This window comes from Iodobacter ciconiae (genome assembly GCF_003952345.1).
In the GTDB taxonomy this organism is placed as follows: domain Bacteria; phylum Pseudomonadota; class Gammaproteobacteria; order Burkholderiales; family Chitinibacteraceae; genus Iodobacter; species Iodobacter ciconiae.
The window spans coordinates 3,236,422-3,258,571 of the sequence record NZ_CP034433.1 but is presented as its reverse complement, the minus strand read 5'-3'; the positions used below and the strand labels follow the sequence as shown (position 1 = coordinate 3,258,571).

The window sequence follows — 22,150 nt, the reverse complement described above, 5'->3', positions numbered from 1 at the left end:
CCCCTTGAGATCGATCTTCCAGCTTAGGTTGCGCTGCAGCAGAACTCAATGAGTAAGATCAAAGAGCCTGCTGTTTCACCTGGGGCAAAAACATCACCACAATAAGGGTCAATTCACAATCACGCAAAAGCAGCATACCAACAGACCCTAAGCCCATACAAAAAATAGCATAACCCAGGCCCAGCCATATAAAGCCAGGCCCAAACCTGCCAGCACCAACGCGCCCAGGCGGGGCCACCATTGCATCGTGCGCTGGCCAGCCAGACGCCAGAACAGGCGAAGAGACCACACAAGTGCCAGACTCAGCAGCACTGCTCTGGCGGCAGGTGCCCATGCAGTTGCGACGCCTTCATGCTTCAATAAGTTAACAGTCAGCGCTGACAAACCTAAAAATACACCACAGGCTGCGGTAGGGATAAAGGATTGCGTCAGCTTATGCACACTTAGCGCATCACGCCCGGGCAGTATCCGATCTGCCAACTTTAAGCAAAGATAAAGGCTGCCGCCCAAGAGCAGCATGCTGCCACAGATATAGGCCACGATCAGGCCACCATCCAGCCAGGAAAAACTATCATTCACCTCGGGGTAATGAGTCAGAATCCACCAGGGCGCATTGTCTTGCAGGGGCCAGAAGATATCGCGATTCACCAGCCACTCCGCCATCATCTGCTTGGCCTCAACCAGCCACGGGCTGGCTGTCCACTGAAATGCCCCCACAGCCAGGCCCATCAGGCCAAATAAAATCAGCACCGTTTCCCAGCCGCTCCCCTTGGCAACCTGGGTAATTTCTGCCTCGGGCGAGCGCATGCTCAGAGTAATTGCACCGCGATAATCACTGCAACGCCCACACATATGGCATTCAGTCGCGCCCTGCATATTGCGCATCGGCACCAAAGGAGCGCAGTTAATCGGAACCACTTTGGCCTGCGGTGCCTTCCAGGCATCCACATCTACCCTGTAATGCCAAGGGGACAGCTTGGCCAGCAAGTTAAATACGCCGTTCACCGGGCAAAGATAGCGGCACCATACCCGCTTGCTGCGGCCATACCAGTAGCCCACCCCTAGCGCCGCCACGGTCGAGCCGCCCAGCACCAGCATTGCCGCCAGCGGGTATTGGTAAACACTCAGCAGCTGACCATAAATGGTGGTACAGGCAAAGGCCATAAAGGGCCAGCCCTGCCAGCGTACCCAGCGAGGAATAGGGTGATTGCGCCCGCGCTCACTCGCCCATTCTGTCAGCATGCCTTCCGGGCAAAACCAGCCACACCAGACGCGGCCCATCAGCAGCATGGAGATCAGCACAAACGGCCACCAGATCCCCCAGAACACAAACTGCGCAAAAACCACCAAGTGATTAAAAACCCGAGCGCTTTCATCAGGCAGATGGACAAAAGTGGGGACAATCAGCAGGAATAAATAGAAAAAAACGACCACCCATTGCAGCGTGCGCAGCCAATGAGCATGGCCCCGTAAAAAGTTGCCGAACTGAGCAATGCGTGAATTCAAAATCGTCATTGCCGGCTCACGCAGCGCAGCAGCCAGGTAGTTGCGATCCAGTAACTGCTCCAGATCACCAGCAAAGATAAAGCCGGGTGCGAGCGGTAACCCGCAAAATCGGCCAGCAATTTACCGATACTCGCACTCTCATCCAGCCAGGCCGAGCTATCCCAGAGCGGATCAATCATTGCAGGCAAAACACCCATACCGATCAAATGCTCTACACCGGAATTCAACATTGCCCCCGCCAGCAGCAGCAGCAAAATTTCGGTAACCTTAAAAAACCAGCGCCAGGAAATATATTTACCACCCAACTGCAAAAGCTGAAATGTAACCAGCGCCGCCAAAAAACCACCCAAGCCCGCCAGCGCCAATGAGCCGCCACGGCTGCTCCCTGCCACACTGCCATATAAAAACACCACAGTTTCACTGCCTTCACGCGCTACCGCGAGCGCTACCAAAAACAGCAAGCCCCACCAGTTTTTTTCGCTCGCATTACTGGCAAGGCCCCCTTCTAATTCACGTTTAAGGCTACGGCCATTTTTACGCATCCACACTACCATCTGCACAATCAGCGCAGCGGCCACCAAGGGCATGGCGGCCTGAAAATACTCCTGCGCCGTATCATCCAGCCAGCTGGAAACGCCCAATAGCGTCAGTGCCAGTAAACCCGATAGCAGCAAACCTAAACCCACACCGCCCCAGAGATAGGCCATACCGCGCTGGCCAGCAACTGGATTGGCGCGCAGCCAGGCGTATAAAATCCCAACCACCAGCAACGCCTCTACACTTTCACGCCAAACAATAAATGCGACTTGTTCCATAGCTCTGACCTTTAAAAAATTGCAACAACATATGAGACAAAACCTAAATCTTGAACCACGGAGGACACAGAGAAAAACAGGTTTTGAATTAAGACGTTTTTATAAAGTTTTGAGCATTCTCAAACCCTTAAGTAAGCTCTAGTTTTACCTCAATCGTGGCACGGGGCTTACCCCCCTAAAGCACACCGAAGCGAGGAACAAGCGGGGCGGGGTAATCGTTATGTCGTGTTGAGGACCCGAGTTGACACAACGACACTATCCGCAGCGGGGGGCTTTCGTGCTATTTGGGGCAGTCTTCTTTCGCTTCCTTTATTGACCACACATAGAAAGGAAAGTCCAGCGGGACGCCCGCACCTAAATTAACGTGCCGAAGGCACTAAAAAGATGGTCGTTGAGCAACACCCTTACTTCACCACAATCACGCCCCGCGCCTGCGGGTGGAAATCATCAAAGAAAATATATTCGCCAGCAGATACGCCCTGAATCACCACAAAGGATTCAACGCCGGGGGCAAGGACTTTTTCTTTGCGTAGCGGCAGGCTTTCAAATTCGGCAGGTGACTTGCCCTTATTCACCAAAATCAGCTTGAATTTAGTTTTTACCGGGGCCTCAATACGCGTTGGCGTAACCTTGCCATCATTGAGCTCCACCCTGAAAGTAAGCAAATCATCAGCGCCCGCCATTAAACTGCATGTGCTTATGACTAAAGCCACCACAATACGTCGCATAAAAACTCCATCCTAATAAACCGGCTACTCTGTTTAAGCCACTAGAAAGCACAAACCCCTCCGGGTGCGAGGGGCTCTGCCCGCCCTAAGAGCTAAGGGCGTTAATATCAGGCGATATTAATACCCGCCCTTCTTGCCGGTACCGGCATAGGTAAATTCATAATTCAGATCAAAAGGCTTAAACCAGGGAGCAACACCCGTTTCCTTGTCTACATGGCGGCCAAAATGAGCGTGCGGGTTTTCTGATGGTGGCAAAATGGTGTATTTGAGCTTGTATTTGCCAGGCCCTTCCAGCTTGATATTGTCGCCATAATGCGGACCATCGCTCGCCACCATCGCCATGAAGTCGCCCTTGATCACGTTCTTGCTGCCCACTTTTTGCAGCTCGTACTTAATCAATAAATATGGCACCCATTCACCCTCACCAAAACCATTGGGGTTGCCTTTAGCAGCGTGAATATCGGCTTCAAGATGGATATCCGAAGCTTCCGCCTTACGCATCATGCCATCCGGCTCCATTTTAACCGGCTGCAGATAAACCGCCGCCAGCTCCATGCCATTTTTAATGGTTGGTTTACCAATTGGATATTCTGCGGCGTAGGCTTGGGCAGACAGAGCCAAAGCAAAAACAGGAGCCAGGTATTTCATAAATAGGACCTTCTGATAAAAAGAGAGAACATGGCAAGCCGCTGTGCGACATATAATTACAAACAAGAACTGCTATCAATCTTATTCCGATTGTATCAATAATACAAATAGGTCTTATTTACTACTAAAAATGCAAATGACGTATTTTTTGACCCGAACCAAAAAAACAGCCCCTGTACCAAATGGTACAGGGGCAGAAATCCTGCCTAAAAAATACATCCTCAGCTGGCTAATAACCCGTCATTGCCTTCGGCATATGCCTTGTAACTAGCCATTTTTTCCTTATGTGCAATGGCAAATCAAATATCAGTATGCTCTGGCGTTGCGTCTAATCTGAAGGTTATACCCCCCCTACCGCTGGCCTACGGCCCAGCCATCTGCCTGATTAAGCCTTTCCACCGTTCCCACATCCAGCCACAATCCAGAAAATAACTCTGCCCGCAGCAAAGACCTTTCCATGCAGCGCATAAACGAGGGAAGTAGTGCAGCAGCTTGCCCGGCAGCGATATCTGCAAAAAATGCCGGGCGATAAACTGCAACACCCGCAAATGTCATGGCCTGATCGCCCTCTTCACATAGCCGCGCCTTGCCATTGGCATCAATCGCCAAATCACGACCAGTAGGATAATCCGCCTTTCTCACCATCACTAAATGACCCAGGTTTTCACCCAGGTTTTGAGCTGCAACAGTCAGGGCGGCAAAATCATAGTCTGTAAAAATATCGCCATTAATCACGGCAAACGGTTCATCCCCCAAAAGTGGCAATGCCTTTGCAATGCCACCAGCGGTCTCCAACGCGGTTTCTTCGGCTGAATACCGGATATTTACTCCGTAGCTGCGACCGTCGCCCAGGCGCTCTTCTATCATCGCCCCCAGCCAGGCGTGGTTAATGACCACGTCAGTGACCCCCGCAGCAGCAAGGCGGCGTAAATGCCAGACAATTAAGGGAGTACCGCCGACTTCCAGCAGAGGCTTTGGGCAGCTGTCGGTAAGGGGGCGCATGCGCTCGCCCCGCCCTGCGGCAAGAATCATGGCTTTCATCAGAAGGTGAATCCGGTTGCCACAGGCTCGCCGTGCAAATTAAGCAGCAAGCGGCCAAGTGGGGTTAATTCGCTATAACGCAGGCAAACTTTGCGCACATATTCAAAGACCCGAGGGATATCGGCCTGGTATTGCTCTTTACCATCACGATGCTTCAGGCGGGCAAACAGACCCAGGATTTTAAGATGGCGTTGCAGCCCTTGCCATTCAAATGCGCGATAAAAGTCGCCAAAGTCTTCGTGCACGGGCAGACCTGCTGCACGGGCTTGCTCCCAGTAGCGAATGGCTAAATCAAGCACAAAAGCCTCATCCCATTCCAGATAGGCGTCTTTAAGCAAAGAGACCAAATCGTAAGTAATCGGGCCGAACACGGCATCCTGAAAATCAATCAGACGCAGCACGCCGTCTTGTACCATGATGTTTCGGGAGTGAAAATCGCGATGCATATAGAGTGTCGGTTGCGCCAGATTGTGCGCAACGATCAGCGCACAGCTGCGCTCCCACACGCCCAGCTCTTTACCTTCCAACGTCACGCCATAGGCTTTGCCAAAATACCATTCGCGGCAAATATCCATTTCGCGTTGCATAAAAACACCATCAAAAGGCAGCAAGCCCTCCTGCGAAGCGCTTACCTGCATTTTCACCAGTAAAGAAATGGCCTGACGGTAATAATTGGCAGCATTGTCAGCATCAATCAGGCTGGCGAGTGTTTTTGTACCCAAATCTTCAAGCACAACCCAGCCCTGTTCAAGGTTTTGAGCAAACACGGCAGGCACCGGCAAGCCAGCACTGGCAAGGCGTTGCTGCTGCTGCAAAAAAGGCTGGCAATCAAAACCAGCCGGAATTGCATCCATAATAATCAGGCTGCGATCATCAAAAACGGCGCGCCAATATGAGCGAACGCTGGCATCTGCCGCCGCAATTGCTAGTGTTTTTGGGGCTTGACCGATGGTTTCGGTAAGCCAGGCATTCAAGGAATCTGTTCTAGTCATGGTCGTAAGTGCCAGCAATGCAGTAGAATCTGCAAATTCTATCAGCTCCTGATGGCCGCATGTCCGCGACCCGCACACCATTTCATTTCCGCCTCACCGCAATTGCCACGGCACTCTTTTGTGCGATGGCCCATTCGGCTGAGCCTCTTCCTATCAATGTGGAAGCCGACAGCGTGGTCGGCACACAGGGAAACACCGAGGCCAGAGGCGATGTTCAACTCCATAGAGGCGATCTTGATGTCAATGCCGAGTGGGCCACCTTCGATCAGAAATCGAACAAGGTAACTGCCGGCGATCAGGTCGAAATGACGCGCCAGGGGGATGTCTTAAAAGGCAACCGGCTCGATTATTTACTCGATACCAAATATGGCTCGCTCACCAATCCGGATTACGCCATTGCCCAGGGTCTGGGGCGCGGAGATGCGGTCAAGCTGTTATTCGAAGGCGATGATAAATATCGCCTGGAAGACGGCCGCTTTACCACCTGCAAGCCCGGTGACAATGCATGGTTTTTACATGCCAATGAGCTGGAGCTGGATTACGTTAGCAATAAAGGCATCGCCCGCCATGCCTGGCTGGAATTCCAGGGCGCGCCGATTCTGTATATGCCGTGGATGAATTTCCCGCTCAACAGCAATCGGCAAACCGGCTTTTTAGCCCCTTCGTTCAGCACCAATAACCGTAATGGTTTTGAATTCAGTACGCCTTTCTACTGGAATATCGCACCCAATTACGATTTCACCTTAACGCCACGCTATATGTCACGCCGTGGTGTGATGCTGGGCGGTGAGTTTCGCTATATGCAGCCTGATTATGCAGGCACGCTAAAGATTGAAGAGCTGGGCAACGATGCGGTTTCGACTACCCGCCGCAGCAGCCTTGTGTTTCAGCACCAACAAGCACTGACCGATCGCCTGTCGCTCAGTCTGAATGTGCAAAAAGTATCGGATGATGAATACTTTAACGATTTTGGTGATCGCTTAAGCGTGGCATCACAAACTAATTTACCCCGCGAAGCGGCACTGAGTTATCGCGGAGACAACTGGCAAACCTTTGGCCGCTGGCAGCGTTTTCAAACAATTCAGAGCACAACCAACCCGGTTGATGAGCCTTATGCTCGCGTGCCGCAAATTGGTTTTTCTGCAACGCCGGACTGGATCAAAGGCGTGCAGCTGAGTATTTCAACCGAAGCCACCGAGTTTAATCACTCAAATAAAATCAATGGCTCACGTTTCTGGGTAAAACCCGAAATGACGATGCCCTTTATTGGTTCTTACGGTTTTATTAAACCCAAGATCAGTGTACACGCCTCCAGCTACCAGCTACGCGCCAATAGCCCTGATCAAATCAGCAGCACTGAAAATCGTGTAGTCCCGATTTTCAATGTGGACAGCGGCCTGTATTTTGAGAAAGAAAGTAACTTTGCTGGTGAAGAATACACACAAACCTTAGAGCCACGGGCTTACTACGCCTATGTGCCTTACCGTGATCAATCCAAACTGCCTAACTTTGATTCGGCCGTTACAGATTTCTCATTTGCGCAGATGTTTTCTGAAAATCAGTTTTCAGGAAATGATCGTATTAACGACGCCAATCAGCTGACACTGGCGCTGTCATCCCGGCTGTATGAATCATCCACAGGGATAGAGCGCGTGCGTGCCACCATCGGCCAGCGCTACTACTTTACCGATCAAAAAGTCACCCTAGATGCGCCGGGCCGCCCGGATGAAGCAACTTCATCGGATTTATTACTCTCAGTCAGCGGGCAAGTCTGGCGTGATTTTATGGTAGGTTACAGCCTGCAATATAATGGCAAAAACGATAACACTATCCGCTCCGATATTAATTTAGGCTGGAGCCCCGGTGCTTTTCGCGCGCTGAATATGCGTTATGTACAAAGCCGTAATAATGATATCGAACAAATCGATTTCTCTGGCCAATGGCCACTTGGCGGAGGCTGGTACGCCATCGGGCGCGCCAACTATTCACTGCGTGACAACAAGGCTTTGGAAACTCTGGGTGGTGTTGAATATAATGCCGGCTGCTGGGCACTGCGCCTTGCCGCCCAGCGCTACATTACCAATGATGGCACCTTCAACACCAACTTCTTCGCCCTTCTTGAGCTGGGCGGTTTAGGCGGTTTAGGCAGCAATCCAATTGATGTACTGCGCCAAACTATCCCCGGTTATACCGATACCTACAGCAAGGTCCACTGATTATATGAAGCTGCGCCACATTTCCCGCGCCCTAGCGCTCGTTGCCCTGATCGGCACATCCCAACTTGCAAGTGCCTCAATTGAAACAATTGACCGCATTGTTGCGGTCGTCAACAAGAGTGTTGTGACCCAGCAAGAGCTTGATACACGGATCAGCAGCATCCGGAAAAATATGGAAAGCCAGCGCATCACACTGCCTCCCGCTGCCGTACTTAAACAACAGGTATTGGACCGGATGATTCTGGAGCTGGTGCAGGTGCAGTATGCAGATCAAATCGGAATTCGGATTGATGACAGTCAGCTGGAGCGTGCCATCGGCCGCATCGCAGAGCAAAATAAAATGTCCCTGCCCCAGTTTCGCGAAACGCTCGCCAAACAGGACATAAGCTGGAAATCGTTCCGTGAAGATATTCGCCGGGAAATCACCCTGACCCGCCTCAAAGAGCGCGAGATCGATAATCGCATCATCATCAGCGACAACGAGATTGACGAATACATCAGACTCAACACCGGCAAAGAGCAACAGGAATTCCGCCTTGCGCATATTCTGGTTTCACTGCCGGAAAATGCCAGCCCGGAGCAAATCACCGCCAAACGCACCCGCGCTCTGGCTGCAATTGAAGAAATCAAATCGGGTAAAGACTTTGCATCCATTGCAGCGGTCTACTCCAGTGCCCCCGATGCCACCAGCGGCGGCAGCTTAGGCTGGCGTGCAGCGGGCTCCTTACCACCTGCATTTACCCAGCTGCTGGAAAAACTAAACCCCGGTGAGATCACAGATCTGGTACGCAGCCCCGGTGGCTTTCATATTGTGAAGCTGCTGGAAAAACGCAACCAGGAACAAAAAACCGTCGTTGAGCAAACCCACGCACGCCATATTCTGATCCGCACCAATGAGCTGGTTTCAGAAGGCGATGCACGCCAGCGCCTGAATCAACTGCTTGATCGCCTGAAAAACGGCAGCAAATTTGAAGAGCTCGCGCGTCTTTATTCTGACGATGGCAGCGCCAGCAAAGGCGGTGATTTAGGCTGGCTCACACCTGGCGAAACCGTACCAGAGTTTGAAACCGCGATGAACGCACTCAAGCCAGGCGAAACCAGCCAGGTCATTCAATCGCCATTTGGTCTGCACATTATTCAGGTGCTGGAGCGCCGCTCGCAGGATATGACCAAAGAACGTGAGCGTTTCCGTGTAAGAAATGAATTAAAACAGCGCAAGAGTGAAGAGCAGTTTGAAGACTGGCTGCGCCAGCAAAGAGACCGCGCTTTTGTAGAATTACGTTTGAAAGACGAATAACACGCAATCAGCCGGGGGGGCACACCTGCCCGGCCTATCAATTCATCCCCCTTTAAGCCGTGTGATATTCATGAACAAACCCACACTGCCCCGTATCGCCCTCACCAGCGGCGAGCCTGCAGGTATTGGCCCTGAAATTAGCGCCATGCTGGCAGCAGGTGGGCCTCTGCCTTGCCAGCTGGTCATTCTCTGCGATAAAACCCTGCTAATCGAACGGGCAAAGCTCTGCCAGATTGATGCAAACTGGCCTGATTACTCGCCAGACAACCATGTACCGATCTCTATCTTGCATATCCCGCTCACCGCCCCTTGCACGGCAGGCCAGCTCAATACCGGCAATGCCCGCTATGTACTGGATTTGCTGGACAGAGCCACTGACGGCAGCCAAAGTGGCGAATTTGCAGCCATCGTAACCGCGCCCATTCATAAAGGGGTGATTAACGAAGGCGCAGCTTTAGGGCGTTTTTTTTACGGCCATACCGAATACCTTGCAGAACGCACCCAAACAAAACAGGTGGTCATGATGCTCGCTTGCAGCGAGATGCGCGTCGCGCTAGCGACCACTCATTTGCCACTGAAAGACGTTGCTGCGGCCATTACCGCCGAATCGCTCACCACCACGCTCAATATTTTACATCACGATTTGCAAACTAAATTCGGCATTGCCAAACCAAGAATTATTGTGGCGGGGCTTAATCCCCATGCCGGGGAATCCGGGCATTTGGGCAAAGAAGAAATAGAAATCATCACCCCTGCGCTTGAGGCCTTGCGCCAGAGTGGCATGACACTGATCGGGCCATTACCTGCTGACACCCTATTTAACCGTAATATCCTCGCCTCGGGCGATGCGGTACTGGCGATGTATCACGATCAGGGGCTACCGGTGCTCAAATATGCCAGTTTCGGCCACGGCATTAACATCACGCTGGGCCTGCCCATTATTCGCACATCCGTTGATCACGGCACCGCCATTGATCTGGCGGGTACGGGTAAAGCAGACGCAGGCAGCTTACTCGCGGCCACCCAACTTGCCATCGGGTTGGCAAAAAATACGATTTGAATACCACCAGCCGCATGCAACCGATCAACTTCAAGGCGTTGTGCCAGATATACCCGCACAGCGCACACATAATGACCGTGGCACACGCCACGACAGAACTTGCTGGAAATAAATAATGACTTCGCATATCCCTCGTAAGCGCTTTGGACAGAATTTTTTACAAGACCAGAGCGTGATTTCCGACATTATCAACTCGGTCAGCCCCAGAAAAGGCGATGTGCTGGTTGAAATTGGGCCGGGCCTTGCCGCGTTGACAATGCCGCTGATGGATCGCACCGAAACACTGCATGTAGTGGAAATCGACCGCGATATCGTGGCGCATTTATCCGAGAAGTTTTCAGCAGAAAAACTTGTTATCCACAATGTAGATGCGCTGAATTTTGATTTTGGCGCACTGGCCGCAGAGATTGCACCGGGCAGCAAAATTCGCCTGATCGGCAATCTACCTTATAATATTTCCACGCCACTTCTGTTTCATCTGGCAAGCTTTGGCAACTCGATTTTTGACATGCATTTTATGCTGCAAAAAGAAGTGGTTGACCGCATGGTGGCCGAGCCATCGACATCAGATTACGGCCGCCTGAGCATCATGCTGCAATACCGCTTTAATATGGAACGCGTGTTTGACGTGCCGCCCGAAGCGTTTTTCCCGCCACCCAAAGTTGATTCATCCATCGTACGTATGGTGCCCTGGGCAAGCCTGCCCGCCCCCGCCACCGACTATAACCACCTGCAAAAACTGGTTGCCCAAAGCTTTGGCCAACGCCGTAAAACTCTGCGTAATAATGTAAAAAGCCTGGTGAGCGATGCCGAGCTGGAAGCACTGGCTATCTCGCCTGCCTGCCGCCCGGAAAACGTTACGCTGGAGCAATACGTGGCACTTAGCAACTACCTTGTGGCCGTCGGCCGATAGTTTGCAGGGCGAATAAGCCTAGGGTTTCCCCGCCTTGCCAACATTGCACAATATTTAACAGAATCAGGTCTCTTGTCATGCCCCAATCCAAACCAATGATCAAATTTAATCACGTCAATAAATGGTATGGCCCAGACCATCATGTGCTGAAAGACATCTGTCTTGAAGTCAAACAAGGTGAAGTGGTCGTGGTTTGCGGGCCGTCAGGCTCGGGTAAATCCACCCTGATTCGCACCATCAATCAGCTGGAACCCGTTAACGATGGTGAAATCTGGATTGGTGACGTGCAGGTCAACAGCCCCAAAACAGATATCAACAAATTACGTGCCGAAGTAGGCTTTGTTTTCCAGCATTTCAACCTTTACCCGCATTTATCGGTGCTGGAAAACATCACACTGGCCCCGATCCGCGTCAAAGGCATCAAACAGGATGAAGCAGAAAAACTGGCTTTAACACTGCTCGAGCGAGTCGGCCTGGCTGACAAAAAAAATGCCTATCCGTCTAATTTATCTGGAGGCCAGCAGCAGCGGGTCGCCATTGCACGTGGCCTTGCCATGAACCCCGGCGTCATGCTGTTTGACGAACCCACCTCTGCACTTGACCCAGAAATGATTGGCGAAGTGTTGCAAGTGATGAAAACACTGGCTGAATCCGGCATGACCATGATGGTGGTCACCCACGAAATGGGCTTTGCCCGTGAAGTAGCAGACCGTGTGTTGTTTCTCGACCATGGTGTCATTTTAGAAGACGCTCACCCTGAAGACTTCTTTACTAATCCGCAGCACGATAGAGCAAAGCAATTTTTGCGTCAGATTCTGGCTCCTATGCAACAGTGACACTTGTAAGGTAATATAAAAAACGGCCCTCATGGGCCGTTTTTGTTTGAAATACTAGGGATTGTCCCACAGGTCTTATTTTTTCAGCATGCCTATACTCTTAAACTAAATATAGATCCCCCGTGATTTTAGGAGAACACCCGTGAAGAAATTGTTACTTGTTTTGGCTGTATCCTCTCTATTTACTGCAACTGCGCAAGCGGAAGAATTAAGCGGTACACTCAAAAAAATTCAAGAAACAAAAACCCTGGTATTAGGCCATCGTGATTCTTCCATTCCCTTCTCTTATCTGGATAACAGTCAGCGCCCGATTGGTTACTCTGTAGAAGTTGCAAATCACATTGCAGAAGCCATTAAGAAAAAGCTCAATATGCCATTTATTCAGGTGCGCTATAACCTGGTTACATCGCAAACGCGTATTCCACTGGTACAAAACGGTACAGTTGATCTGGAATGCGGTTCAACCACCAATAATGTCGAACGCCAGAAACAGGTTGCTTTTTCAAATGGCATTTTTGAAATCGGCACACGCCTGCTGACAAATAAAAAATCCGGCATTAAAGACTTTGCAGATTTAGCCGGTAAAAATATTGTTACTACCGCGGGCACAACTTCGGAACGTCTGATTAAAAAGATGAACGAAGAAAAGAAAATGAATATGAATATCATCAGCGCCAAAGATCATGGCGAATCTTTCCTGATGCTGGAATCAAATCGTGCCGCTGCCTTTATGATGGATGATGCTTTATTAGCCGGTGAAATTGCAAAAGCCAAATCACCGGCAGACTGGGCAATTGTCGGCACGCCGCAATCCAATGAAATTTATGGCTGCATGTTGCGAAAAGATGACGCCCAGTTTAAAAAGCTGGTTGACGATTCCATTGCTGATTTTTACAAGAGTGGCCGTATTAAAGCCGTATATACACGCTGGTTTACTCAGCCTATTCCACCTAAAGGCTTAAACCTGAATTTCCCAATGAGTGATGATCTGAAAAAACTGATTGCCAGCCCGACAGATAAATCAGCAGAACAGATGTAAAAGATCAGGTAATTAAGGTCTACAACATCGGGGAGGCTCTCATTGGGCCTCCCTAATACCTTCGGGGAAAAGATATGAATTACAACTGGGATTGGGGCGTTTTTTTCAAGTCCACCGGTATTGGCAGTGAAGTCTATTTGGACTGGTTTATTTCAGGGCTGGGTTGGACCCTTGCACTCGCTTTATCTGCCTGGATTATTGCGCTTATTTTAGGCACCATCATGGGGGTGGCGCGCACCTTGCCCAGTCGCTTTGTTTCTGGCTTTGCCAGTGCCTATGTAGAGCTGTTTCGCAATATTCCGCTATTGGTTCAATTATTTATCTGGTATTTTCTGGTACCTGATTTTTTACCTGAATCAATTGAGATCTGGTTTAAACAGGACATCAAACCTTCTACTTCGGCATTTATCAGTGTTGTTGTTTGTTTAGGCTTATTTACCTCAGCCCGTGTTTGCGAGCAGGTTCGTACCGGTATTCAGGCTCTGCCCAAAGGGCAAATTAACGCAGGCTATGCATTAGGGCTTAATATCGCCCAGACTTACCGCCACGTTTTATTACCACAGGCATTCCGGATTATTATTCCGCCCCTTACCTCTGAATTTTTAAATGTATTTAAAAATTCATCCGTTGCATCCTTAATTGGCCTGATGGAGCTGTTGGCACAAACCAAACAGACTGCAGAATTTACTGCTAATTTATTTGAAGCATTTACTCTTGCCACCATTATTTATTTCACACTCAATATGAGCCTGATGATGATTATGCGCTGGGTAGAAAAGAAAACCAGCGTGCCCGGTCTGATGTCGCTGGGAGGGAAATAATATGGATTTATCAAATATTGGCCCAGCCCTGCCAGGACTAATTGATGGCATGATCCTTACGCTTGAACTGCTGTTTTTTGCAGTAATTGGCGGCGTAGCATTGGGAACATTACTGGCACTTGCCCGAATGTCAAGTAATCCGGTGTTATCCAGATTGGCCGGTTTTTATGTTAATTATTTCCGATCTATTCCATTACTACTGGTCATCACCTGGTTTTACTTTATGGTGCCCTTTATTATTGGCTGGATAACAGGCCGCCCTACACCAATTGGTGCATTCACCTCATGTTTAATTGCTTTTATGATGTTTGAAGCGGCTTATTATTGCGAAATTGTGCGGGCAGGTATTCAATCCATTTCCAAGGGACAGGCAAATGCTGCCTATGCACTCGGCATGAATTACAGCCAGGCCATGCGTTTAATTATTTTGCCACAAGCATTTAGAAAAATGATGCCTTTACTCTTAATGCAAAGCATTATCCTGTTTCAGGATACATCTTTGGTTTATGCAGTTGGTATGATGGATTTTCTTAATACAGCCCGCTCAAAAGGCGATATTGTCGGCCAGCCCCATGAATTCTTACTACTGGCAGGCGCGGTGTATTTCCTGATCAGCTTCAGTGCTTCCATGCTGGTAAAGCGCTTACAAAAAAAACTGGCTGTGTAAGCTTTAAAAGAGCGCCTACACAACAGCTTTAACCAAACAATTTTGCGCAAAAGCACCACTTTAGCGCCGTTTGAAAAAGAGGTTAGCAGTATGATTTCGATCCAGAATGTCAATAAATGGTATGGCAGCTTTCAAGTTCTGACCGACTGCAGCACCGAAGTAAAAAAAGGCGAAGTGATTGTGGTATGCGGGCCGTCCGGCTCAGGTAAATCCACCCTGATCAAATGCGTAAATGGCCTGGAGCCATTTCAAAAAGGCACCATCCTGATTGGCGACACCTCGGTGGGTGATCCTAAAACCGATCTGCCCAAATTGCGCTCCAAAGTAGGCATGGTTTTCCAGAACTTTGAACTTTTCCCGCATTTATCCATCACCGACAACCTTTGTCTGGCCCAGCAACGCGTACTTGGCCGCAGCACGGATGAAGCCATGGAAAAAGGCTTAAAACTGCTTGACCGCGTTGGCCTTAAAGCTCATGCCAATAAATACCCCGGTCAGCTTTCCGGCGGCCAGCAGCAGCGCGTAGCCATTGCCCGCGCCCTGGCCATGGATCCGATCGCCATGCTGTTTGACGAGCCTACATCCGCACTTGATCCGGAAATGGTCAATGAAGTACTGGATGTAATGGTTGAGCTGGCTCAGGAAGGCATGACCATGATGTGTGTCACCCACGAAATGGGCTTTGCCCGCAAAGTGGCTACCCGCGTGATCTTTATGGATCAGGGCCATATCGTGGAAGACGCAAGCAAGGACGAATTCTTTAACCAGACCCGCTCTGAGCGCGCTCAGCAGTTTTTATCCAAAATTCTGCAGCACTAACCACACGCCCGACCCCGATCAACGCCACGCCCTTTGCGTGGCGTTTTTTTCACGCATGCGGGGTAAGAGCAAAGAGCCCTCGTCCTATTTGGAAACACCCCCACGGGCGTGGGGAAGACTTATTTTGCCAATATCATGTGCAGCGGCGATTAGCCCGGAGCCTGCGGGAAATAACGCTAGCCGCAGCCAATCCGGCATACGCTGCATGATGATGCGGGCCACTTCGCCCACAATTTAGCAATGGCTAAACACCACCTAACCTGAATAAATAAAAGCCCCTCATGGATCAGATATGTCCGTAAGGGGCCTGGCTTGATGCGGGATGAATTGCAGTGCCGTGCTTGGCTAACGCCCGCCGGGCAAGAGATGCTGACGGGAGTTCACCGAATAGTTTTTTAAAATCCTGAGAAAACTGGCTCATATGCCAAAACCCCAGCGCTGCTGCGGCTTGCTGCACGGAATCATACTGTGAATACGGAGCGAGCAGCTCTCGGCGTACAGCATTCAAGCGGATCGATTTCAAATAGGCGAGGGGACAAATATCTAAAGTTTGATGAAAAACATTCTGCAAAGTACGGCGGCTCATATCCAAGTGCTCGCAAAGCTCAACAATACTCGTCGGCTCTCCGGAGCGATCCAGCACATACTCGCGCGCCTTGGCAACCGCCTGCCAGGCACTATCAACCCGGCGAATATTTTGCCGGTTGGGCCTGGCATCATCGATCATGCCAGCAAGGCCATCTAGCAACTCATGCCGTAATTGCTTTCGGCAGCCTTGCTCAAGCAATTGCCCGGACCCATCGCCCGCAACTTGCAGCATGGTTCGCATAAAATGCGTAAATTTACGCATTCGCTCCGATCCCACATTCAGTACCATCGTGTTATCCAGATGCAAAAATTCCCCGTGCAAAATTGAGGTGCAGCTTTCCAGCTCGCCCCGGGCCAGCACCAGGCCCATGATATGAAAATTGTCTGGTGTGCCCAGCTCGAATTCCACCCCTCCCCCTCGTATGGCAACGGCATCGGCATCGATGGTTGTGGTGCCAATTCGCGCAAAATGCTCACTTGAAGCAGGAATTCCGATCCATACAGAACCGGGCCAGACCATACAGGACTGACGCAAAGCATGGCTGGTGTGCTCTTCAAAGCATTGCATTCCATCCAGCCAAATTTCAGCCAGATAGCCGTGAAACTGTCCCGGTTTCAGCTGATCATAAAGCTGCTGCCAGGCGGTAATACTACGGGCCTGCTGGCAGACATCAATGCTTTCTTCTATATGCAACCGGCCATCACGCCCCAGCGGGTCACGCTGCGGGCCTTGAGCCAGGCTCACCAGGTGATGCATGCCAGCGGGCTCTGCAACAGACCATCCCAGGCCCGGCAAAACCCCCGTCATCGCGAAGCACTCAGTACAGAAAATGCGAGATTGCAGGGGATTATTTTATGCGCCAATCCGCATAGAATCCCTGTATGGGCAGCGCTTAAAATCCCCTTCACTTTCCTCATCACATCCCCCTCAAACATCAGCCTAGCAGTTGATATACCGCCATCTGAGTAACCAGTTTTACTAGACGTTAACAATCACCGAATATAAATTTTTGATTAAAATCAAATACATACACAATGCACCATCTAATAACAAAGACAGAATTATGTCAACCACATTAAAGAGGTCTTCATTAAGAATGTAAACAGCACATCCGGTATATTTCTGTTCTCCATAAAACACCAAAAAACCGGCACAGAATTTAATCCTGTACCGGTTAAACTAAAGCAGGGAGCTATTTAAAATTAACCAGGCTTGCAATAGCGGCCCAATACCTTAGCGAGGCGTTTGGCCTTGCACAGATTCTCAAGTGCACGACGGGTCACCCCGGCTTCGGGCAACACGGCAAGCAGCTCTGCAAACGTTAAGCCATTTGCAGAAGCCGTCACAGCGGTCAGAACTGCCGCTTCATCAAAACGGACTTCCAGAGGTTTTTCATCAGGCAGCACAGGCTCATCAATGATGTCAGCGACGGGCGGCTGAACAGCGATGGCAACCTCCGCTTCAACTACAGTCTGGCAAAGCTTCGGAGTGCGTGGTTTTTTAGGTTTGGGTGCCAGCAAAGCCAGCACCATATGCTCGACATCAGGGTCAGGGCGGCCAATTTCTTGCCGGCTGACCACTTCACCCAGCCTTGCTGCAGCAGCAGCACCTGCATCAACTGCCGCACGGCAAGAGGCAATATCGCCCTCTACCACGAGTGAGATCCAACCTGGGCTCGTCTCATACTGGCGAATTAAACGCACGCTCGCCGACTTCAGCATGGCATCCGCCGCCTCAAGCGCGGTTACAAACCCACGGACTTCAAGTAAACCCAAGGAATTAATCATCACAACCTCTGTTAAATCCGGCCCATAGGCTGGCGTGCAACTTCTAATACGGCGGCAGTAAAGGCCTGGCAAGCCGCATCACAAGCCGCCTGGCTGCCCGTCAAAAATGCACCGGAATAATTAGTTTCTGATGGCGGAGCCACATAACTCACCAGCTCAACATCTGCGGCCTTCAGTGCAGCATCAATGCCATAAGTGGCTTCCAGTGGAGGTGCAATCAAATACGCCAGAGGATCCCCTAAGCGAATACCGGTTTGTGCAGATAAATAAGAGCCGCTACGGGACACCACGTGCGCCAGAAACGCGATGGTTTCATCATCATTTGCCCAGCGAAAAGCAGGTCCCGCCTCAATAGTTGCCACCATCGAATCCAGACCTGCACGCACTTCTGCAGGAGAGCTGCCACCCAGCATAATCAGGACCTCACCAGCAGTAGGTGAGGAGCTGTGCGCCGCACCGGCATAAAGTGAGCGGCCAAATACCACTTCAACCTGCGCCTGCTTGGTGGCCTCATCTGCAGCGATATAAGCCACATCATCCGAATCAGCAGTTAGCAAACCCAGACAATTAATATGATCGGGAAGTTTGAGTGTTTTTTTGAAATCGCTCTGAACCGACGCAATCAGACGCATCGCTTTCACACTAGGTTTAATAAGATCGAGCATTGCCATGATGTATTCCTTATGCAGAACGACTGAGAGACATACCAGATGCTTTCTTTGCCAGCATCTGCTTCGCTAAATCAACAATTACAGCGGCCGCTTCAACCGGTGGAGTACCACCACGGTGAATATTGGAAAAACAAGTACGGTCCGCTTCAACTGTTGCCGCCGTTGGGCTGTAAATCATGTAACAAGACATGCTTTCGGATTGCCCCAGGCCCGGGCGCTCACCCACCAGTAAAATCACCACTTTCGCGCCCAAAAGCTCCCCAACCTGGTCTTCCACCTTTACGCGGCCATAACGCACAAATAAAGGTGTTCCCACGTTCAGGTTTGCGCTCTCCAGGCCCTTTAACAGCGGAGGCAAAATTTCATCCAAATTAACGGTAATTGCATCGGTCGATAAACCATCCGAAATCACTACCTGCACATCCGGCTGCTGCTTGCAGCTGTTTTTCAGTAGCTCCAGCGATTCGGCGCAGAGACGACGGCCTAAATCCGGGCGGGTTAGATACTGATCTTTACTGCTGATTTCACTTTGCAGTGCCAATAAACCCTGTTTCTCTACCCATTCTTGCGGTACTTCTTTTAACACTGTGTCTTTTGAGCGGGAGTGATCTGCCAGAAAACGCAGCAGAGCCGTAGTCCGGGGGCGCGGCCCTGCACGGCCCGTATTCACCCGGGCTGCAGTGCAATTACGAAACTCTTGCAACACCTCCGGGCGATGGGCATTTTCTATGCCCATATAAGTGCGAAACTCTTCACCGCCCAAATCAGGCAGGCTCGCCTGATCCACATTGCCATGACACGCTTCATCAGCCACCACCGCACCGGAAGGCCCAGCAGCAAGCTGGCTCATTACGGCACGTACAATCTCATCAATTTGCATCTTGTCCATTTTTACACCCTGAAATTAAAAGAAGATTGACGAGTCACCAGCACGCGGAGTCAGTATGCCGTTTTCCATCAGGCCCATTTTCTCCATCCATGCTTCAAACTCTGGCGCGGGGCGTAAGTTAAGCAGCTGACGAATCGTGGCGGTATCATGAAATGCCATAGTCTGGTAATTGAGCATGATGTCGTCACCCATCGACATACCCATAATGAAATTACACCCTGCCGTAGCCAGTAAAATAGCGAGGGATTCGTTCGCACTCTGATTAGAATCAGCATGGTTGGTGTAACAGCAATCCACCCCCATCGAGATGCCGCTCAGTTTGCCCATAAAATGGTCTTCCAAACCGGCGCGCATAATCTGGCGATCGTTATAAAGATATTCAGGTCCGATAAAGCCCACGACTGTATTCACCAAGAAAGGATCGTAGTGACGGGCAAGGCCGTAATTACGTGCTTCCATCGTGACCTGATCTGCACCGTTATGAGCATTGGCTGAAAGCGCCGAGCCCTGCCCTGTTTCGAAATACAGGCAGTTTGGCCCCGCAAGACGGTTGTACTGACGGCCAACGGCCAGCGCCTCATCCATCAGATCAAGAGTTACACCAAACTCTTTTAAGCCTTTTTCGCTACCGCAAATGCTTTGGAAAATCAGCCCGCCCGGCGCTCCCTTGCGAATTGCCTCGATCTGGGTCGACATATGCGCCAGCACGCAACCCTGGGTTGGGATGGCAAACTTATCGATGGCCTCGTACACGGTATTAAGTATGCGGGTCACATTTTCAACATTGTCGGTAACAGGGTTAACCCCGATCACCGCGTCGCCCAGGCCGTAAGACAAACCTTCATACATCTGGGCAGCAATACTGCGCACATCATCACGCGTATCGTTTGGCTGCAAACGCGCACTAAAATGCCCTGGCAAACCAACAGTGCTATTAGCATGTTTAATCACCGGCATTTTCTTTGCGCCATAGATCAGGTCGGCATTGGAGCAAAGCTTGGCCACGGCTGCCACCGTCTCGGAGCTCAAACCTTTACGCATAAAATCAATGTCTGCCACGCTGGTGGTGTCCGACAAAATATATTCGCGCAACTCGGCAATGGTTTTACTGCGAATGCTGTCGTAGGCCGCAACATTAATGTCGTCTTGAATCACCCGCGTAACGCAGTCTTCCTCATAAGGAATAACAGGGTTATTGCGCAGATCGGCAACCGACATTTCAGAAAGTACATGCTTGGCCGCCACACGCTCCTGCGAGCTTGCCGCACTGACGCCAGCCAGAATATCGCCAGAGCGAGGATCATTGGCTTTCGCCAGCACATCTTTGACATCCCGAAACTGGTATGTCTTACCAAACAACTGGGTCTTCAATTTCATATCTATCACCTGAACTAAGAAGGAAATGCCAGAGATTTAATGGTGACCGGTACAATATCGCCGCCAAACAAGGGCTCTCCGATATCGATGTAATCACCATCACGAGTTTCCACTTCATCAATTACGGCCAATTCGCGGCCAACCAGATGCGGCTGCAACAGCATCCCCAAAACCTTGCCTAAATCCTGACGGGCAGTCACCAGCAGCGGGTGGTTTGCATTGGGATAACGCCGCCCGAATGCAGCTAATTCATCAACACACGCCTCAATTTGCAAATAGGTCACCGGCAAATCCCGCGGCAAAGATAAGGCAAACAAATCATGTTGCAGATCGATATCCATCAGCATGGCGACGTGTGCCCACTCGGTAGCCAGCGCCCCCGGTGTGACTTCGCTCCAGGCAATCAAAGGGTGAACCACAGGAATATTGCGCACCGGCAAATGCTGATGATTCAGCCAAATGGTGCTGCCTGATAAAGACAGGGTATGAGCACCAGCACCAATCACCGTCGCCCGGACTGTTTGCGCAGGCATCTGGATAGGCAGCCCGGATAAAGCCAGATGCCCGTGCATTGCCAGCGCTAATAAGGGACCAATATCGCCAAAAGCCAGCACATCGGCACCAGGATGGTAATAACACTCCCCCACACCGCCGGAAAACATCACTGTGTCATACGCTTTGCTCGGATGCAGGCAATCGGTCATCAAAAGAGCACGTGCCAAGGGAGAAGGCTCGCCGGTCAGAACTTCGAATAAAAGCTCCGCCATGCGCTGAACCACACGCTCCATACCCGCACGATCCAGTTGAAGAGGATCAAAGCCCTCACCAAAGAGCTCGGTACAAATCAGGCGTGCTGGCGCATGTACTTGCCGCACACGCCCCAGATCATCCAGCTCAACGAGACGCCCCCCTACATTAAGGCAGGCGCTATCAACTACTCTGCCCGCTTCAAACACCACATAGTTGGAAGTGCCACCACCAATATCAATATTGACGACACGGCTGGTTTCCCGGCGGGATAACTCTCCCGCGCCCGAGCCATGTCCTGCAATCACCGATTCAAGATGCGGGCCTGCACTTGCCACCACAAAATTACCCAGCTCCTCAGCCAGAGCCAGTACCGCAGCACGGGCATTCTTGGCTTTTGACGTTTCACCGGTGATGATGATCGCGCCGGACTCCACTTGCTGCTGATTCATCCCCGCCGCTAAATACTGCCCGCGGATAAAGGCTGCAAGCTCATCCTCACGAAGCCGCCCTTCGAAATCGATAGGGGTAAACACTACGGGGCTGACATACACGATGTCACGCTTGGAAAACTCATAACGCGGCACCTGAGAGACACCCGCCCGGTTAATCAGCTCGAGTCTCGAGAAAATCACTTGGGTGGTGGTGGTCCCGATATCAATACCCACGCTCTGAATTTGCCGGCATGACAT

21 protein-coding genes are annotated in these 22,150 nt (G+C 50.7%); 9 read left to right on the top strand and 12 right to left on the bottom strand.

Annotated features, from left to right (window positions below; translation table 11 throughout):
• Positions 1–147 precede the first annotated feature (147 nt).
• The 6 genes from EJO50_RS14325 to EJO50_RS14300 form a co-directional block, all read right to left on the bottom strand.
• Entirely contained in the window at positions 148–1,515 is a 1,368-nt protein-coding gene (locus EJO50_RS14325) for a 4Fe-4S binding protein (protein WP_125975287.1), read from the bottom strand.
• The gene (locus EJO50_RS14320; protein ID WP_125975285.1) at positions 1,512–2,321 is read right to left on the bottom strand and encodes an FTR1 family iron permease; all 810 of its coding nucleotides are present in this window, start codon (positions 2,319–2,321) and stop codon (positions 1,512–1,514) included. Before EJO50_RS14320 ends, EJO50_RS14325 begins: the two co-directional genes overlap by 4 nt.
• A 404-nt stretch (positions 2,322–2,725) precedes the next feature.
• Positions 2,726–3,049, bottom strand: coding sequence for a cupredoxin domain-containing protein (locus EJO50_RS14315; RefSeq protein ID WP_125975283.1), 324 nt, complete (start codon positions 3,047–3,049; stop codon positions 2,726–2,728).
• A 117-nt stretch (positions 3,050–3,166) separates the two neighbouring features.
• Complete coding sequence (locus EJO50_RS14310) at positions 3,167–3,697, bottom strand: iron transporter (RefSeq protein WP_125975281.1); 531 nt, start codon at positions 3,695–3,697, stop codon at positions 3,167–3,169.
• Between the two features lie 351 nt (positions 3,698–4,048).
• Positions 4,049–4,738: an N-acetylmuramate alpha-1-phosphate uridylyltransferase MurU gene (murU, locus tag EJO50_RS14305; RefSeq protein ID WP_125975279.1), complete on the bottom strand. Its 690-nt coding sequence runs from the start codon at positions 4,736–4,738 to the stop codon at positions 4,049–4,051.
• A complete protein-coding gene (locus tag EJO50_RS14300; RefSeq protein ID WP_125975277.1) occupies positions 4,738–5,730 on the bottom strand; it encodes an aminoglycoside phosphotransferase family protein in 993 nt (330 codons plus the stop codon). Before EJO50_RS14300 ends, murU begins: the two co-directional genes overlap by 1 nt.
• Positions 5,731–5,789: 59 nt before the next feature.
• On the opposite strand from EJO50_RS14300, the gene EJO50_RS14295 reads away from it, so the two are divergent.
• The 9 genes from EJO50_RS14295 (at position 5,790) to EJO50_RS14255 (ending at position 15,398) form a co-directional block, all read left to right on the top strand.
• The gene (locus tag EJO50_RS14295) at positions 5,790–7,946 is read left to right on the top strand and encodes an LPS-assembly protein LptD (protein WP_125975275.1); all 2,157 of its coding nucleotides are present in this window, start codon (positions 5,790–5,792) and stop codon (positions 7,944–7,946) included.
• Between the two features lie 4 nt (positions 7,947–7,950).
• The gene (locus EJO50_RS14290; RefSeq protein WP_125975273.1) at positions 7,951–9,243 is read left to right on the top strand and encodes a peptidylprolyl isomerase; all 1,293 of its coding nucleotides are present in this window, start codon (positions 7,951–7,953) and stop codon (positions 9,241–9,243) included.
• A gap of 70 nt (positions 9,244–9,313) precedes the next feature.
• Positions 9,314–10,303, top strand: coding sequence for a 4-hydroxythreonine-4-phosphate dehydrogenase PdxA (gene pdxA / locus EJO50_RS14285; RefSeq protein WP_125975271.1), 990 nt, complete (start codon positions 9,314–9,316; stop codon positions 10,301–10,303).
• Between the two features lie 115 nt (positions 10,304–10,418).
• Positions 10,419–11,216: a 16S rRNA (adenine(1518)-N(6)/adenine(1519)-N(6))-dimethyltransferase RsmA gene (gene rsmA / locus EJO50_RS14280; RefSeq protein WP_125975269.1), complete on the top strand. Its 798-nt coding sequence runs from the start codon at positions 10,419–10,421 to the stop codon at positions 11,214–11,216.
• 95 nt (positions 11,217–11,311) lie between these two features.
• Positions 11,312–12,052, top strand: a complete 741-nt coding sequence (locus tag EJO50_RS14275) for an amino acid ABC transporter ATP-binding protein (RefSeq protein ID WP_125976540.1) — start codon at positions 11,312–11,314, stop codon at positions 12,050–12,052.
• A gap of 142 nt (positions 12,053–12,194) precedes the next feature.
• Positions 12,195–13,091, top strand: a complete 897-nt coding sequence (locus EJO50_RS14270) for a glutamate/aspartate ABC transporter substrate-binding protein (RefSeq protein ID WP_125975267.1) — start codon at positions 12,195–12,197, stop codon at positions 13,089–13,091.
• 74 nt (positions 13,092–13,165) lie between these two features.
• Complete coding sequence (locus EJO50_RS14265) at positions 13,166–13,912, top strand: amino acid ABC transporter permease (protein ID WP_125975265.1); 747 nt, start codon at positions 13,166–13,168, stop codon at positions 13,910–13,912.
• A gap of 1 nt (position 13,913) precedes the next feature.
• Positions 13,914–14,579, top strand: coding sequence for an amino acid ABC transporter permease (locus EJO50_RS14260; protein ID WP_125975263.1), 666 nt, complete (start codon positions 13,914–13,916; stop codon positions 14,577–14,579).
• A 90-nt stretch (positions 14,580–14,669) separates the two neighbouring features.
• On the top strand, positions 14,670–15,398 hold the full coding sequence (locus EJO50_RS14255) for an amino acid ABC transporter ATP-binding protein (RefSeq protein ID WP_125975261.1): 729 nt from the start codon (positions 14,670–14,672) through the stop codon (positions 15,396–15,398).
• A gap of 286 nt (positions 15,399–15,684) precedes the next feature.
• On the opposite strand, the gene EJO50_RS14250 is transcribed toward EJO50_RS14255, so the two are convergent.
• The 6 genes from EJO50_RS14250 to EJO50_RS14225 all read right to left on the bottom strand — a co-directional run bounded on the left by EJO50_RS14250 (position 15,685) and on the right by EJO50_RS14225 (position 22,150).
• The gene (locus tag EJO50_RS14250; RefSeq protein WP_125975259.1) at positions 15,685–16,794 is read right to left on the bottom strand and encodes a helix-turn-helix domain-containing protein; all 1,110 of its coding nucleotides are present in this window, start codon (positions 16,792–16,794) and stop codon (positions 15,685–15,687) included.
• Positions 16,795–17,189: 395 nt separating this feature from the next.
• Positions 17,190–17,774 carry a BMC domain-containing protein gene (locus EJO50_RS14245; RefSeq protein ID WP_125975257.1) on the bottom strand — a complete coding sequence of 195 codons (585 nt, stop codon included), beginning with the start codon at positions 17,772–17,774 and terminating at the stop codon, positions 17,190–17,192.
• Positions 17,775–17,785: 11 nt separating this feature from the next.
• Positions 17,786–18,445 carry an ethanolamine utilization microcompartment protein EutL gene (eutL, locus tag EJO50_RS14240; protein WP_125975255.1) on the bottom strand — a complete coding sequence of 220 codons (660 nt, stop codon included), beginning with the start codon at positions 18,443–18,445 and terminating at the stop codon, positions 17,786–17,788.
• 10 nt (positions 18,446–18,455) lie between these two features.
• Positions 18,456–19,334 carry an ethanolamine ammonia-lyase subunit EutC gene (gene eutC / locus EJO50_RS14235; protein ID WP_125975253.1) on the bottom strand — a complete coding sequence of 293 codons (879 nt, stop codon included), beginning with the start codon at positions 19,332–19,334 and terminating at the stop codon, positions 18,456–18,458.
• Positions 19,335–19,349: 15 nt separating this feature from the next.
• Complete coding sequence (locus tag EJO50_RS14230) at positions 19,350–20,711, bottom strand: ethanolamine ammonia-lyase subunit EutB (protein ID WP_125975251.1); 1,362 nt, start codon at positions 20,709–20,711, stop codon at positions 19,350–19,352.
• A gap of 14 nt (positions 20,712–20,725) precedes the next feature.
• Positions 20,726–22,150, bottom strand: coding sequence for an ethanolamine ammonia-lyase reactivating factor EutA (locus tag EJO50_RS14225; RefSeq protein WP_125975249.1), 1,425 nt, complete (start codon positions 22,148–22,150; stop codon positions 20,726–20,728).

Excerpts from the sequence above, each read along its gene's own strand:
- EJO50_RS14290 (WP_125975273.1), top strand. The coding sequence starts at position 7,951 with ATGAAGCTGCGCCACATTTCCCGCGCCCTAGCGCTCGTTGCCCTGATC.
- EJO50_RS14250 (WP_125975259.1), bottom strand. The coding sequence starts at position 16,794 with ATGACGGGGGTTTTGCCGGGCCTGGGATGGTCTGTTGCAGAGCCCGCT.
- EJO50_RS14320 (WP_125975285.1), bottom strand. The coding sequence starts at position 2,321 with ATGGAACAAGTCGCATTTATTGTTTGGCGTGAAAGTGTAGAGGCGTTG.
- EJO50_RS14230 (WP_125975251.1), bottom strand. The coding sequence starts at position 20,711 with ATGAAATTGAAGACCCAGTTGTTTGGTAAGACATACCAGTTTCGGGAT.
- EJO50_RS14310 (WP_125975281.1), bottom strand. The coding sequence starts at position 3,697 with ATGAAATACCTGGCTCCTGTTTTTGCTTTGGCTCTGTCTGCCCAAGCC.
- eutC (WP_125975253.1), bottom strand. The coding sequence starts at position 19,334 with ATGGACAAGATGCAAATTGATGAGATTGTACGTGCCGTAATGAGCCAG.
- eutL (WP_125975255.1), bottom strand. The coding sequence starts at position 18,445 with ATGGCAATGCTCGATCTTATTAAACCTAGTGTGAAAGCGATGCGTCTG.
- rsmA (WP_125975269.1), top strand. The coding sequence starts at position 10,419 with ATGACTTCGCATATCCCTCGTAAGCGCTTTGGACAGAATTTTTTACAA.
- EJO50_RS14255 (WP_125975261.1), top strand. The coding sequence starts at position 14,670 with ATGATTTCGATCCAGAATGTCAATAAATGGTATGGCAGCTTTCAAGTT.
- murU (WP_125975279.1), bottom strand. The coding sequence starts at position 4,738 with ATGAAAGCCATGATTCTTGCCGCAGGGCGGGGCGAGCGCATGCGCCCC.
- EJO50_RS14265 (WP_125975265.1), top strand. The coding sequence starts at position 13,166 with ATGAATTACAACTGGGATTGGGGCGTTTTTTTCAAGTCCACCGGTATT.
- EJO50_RS14225 (WP_125975249.1), bottom strand. The coding sequence starts at position 22,150 with ATGTCATGCCGGCAAATTCAGAGCGTGGGTATTGATATCGGGACCACC.
- EJO50_RS14275 (WP_125976540.1), top strand. The coding sequence starts at position 11,312 with ATGATCAAATTTAATCACGTCAATAAATGGTATGGCCCAGACCATCAT.
- pdxA (WP_125975271.1), top strand. The coding sequence starts at position 9,314 with ATGAACAAACCCACACTGCCCCGTATCGCCCTCACCAGCGGCGAGCCT.
- EJO50_RS14295 (WP_125975275.1), top strand. The coding sequence starts at position 5,790 with ATGTCCGCGACCCGCACACCATTTCATTTCCGCCTCACCGCAATTGCC.
- EJO50_RS14260 (WP_125975263.1), top strand. The coding sequence starts at position 13,914 with ATGGATTTATCAAATATTGGCCCAGCCCTGCCAGGACTAATTGATGGC.
- EJO50_RS14325 (WP_125975287.1), bottom strand. The coding sequence starts at position 1,515 with ATGACGATTTTGAATTCACGCATTGCTCAGTTCGGCAACTTTTTACGG.
- EJO50_RS14315 (WP_125975283.1), bottom strand. The coding sequence starts at position 3,049 with ATGCGACGTATTGTGGTGGCTTTAGTCATAAGCACATGCAGTTTAATG.
- EJO50_RS14245 (WP_125975257.1), bottom strand. The coding sequence starts at position 17,774 with ATGATTAATTCCTTGGGTTTACTTGAAGTCCGTGGGTTTGTAACCGCG.
- EJO50_RS14300 (WP_125975277.1), bottom strand. The coding sequence starts at position 5,730 with ATGACTAGAACAGATTCCTTGAATGCCTGGCTTACCGAAACCATCGGT.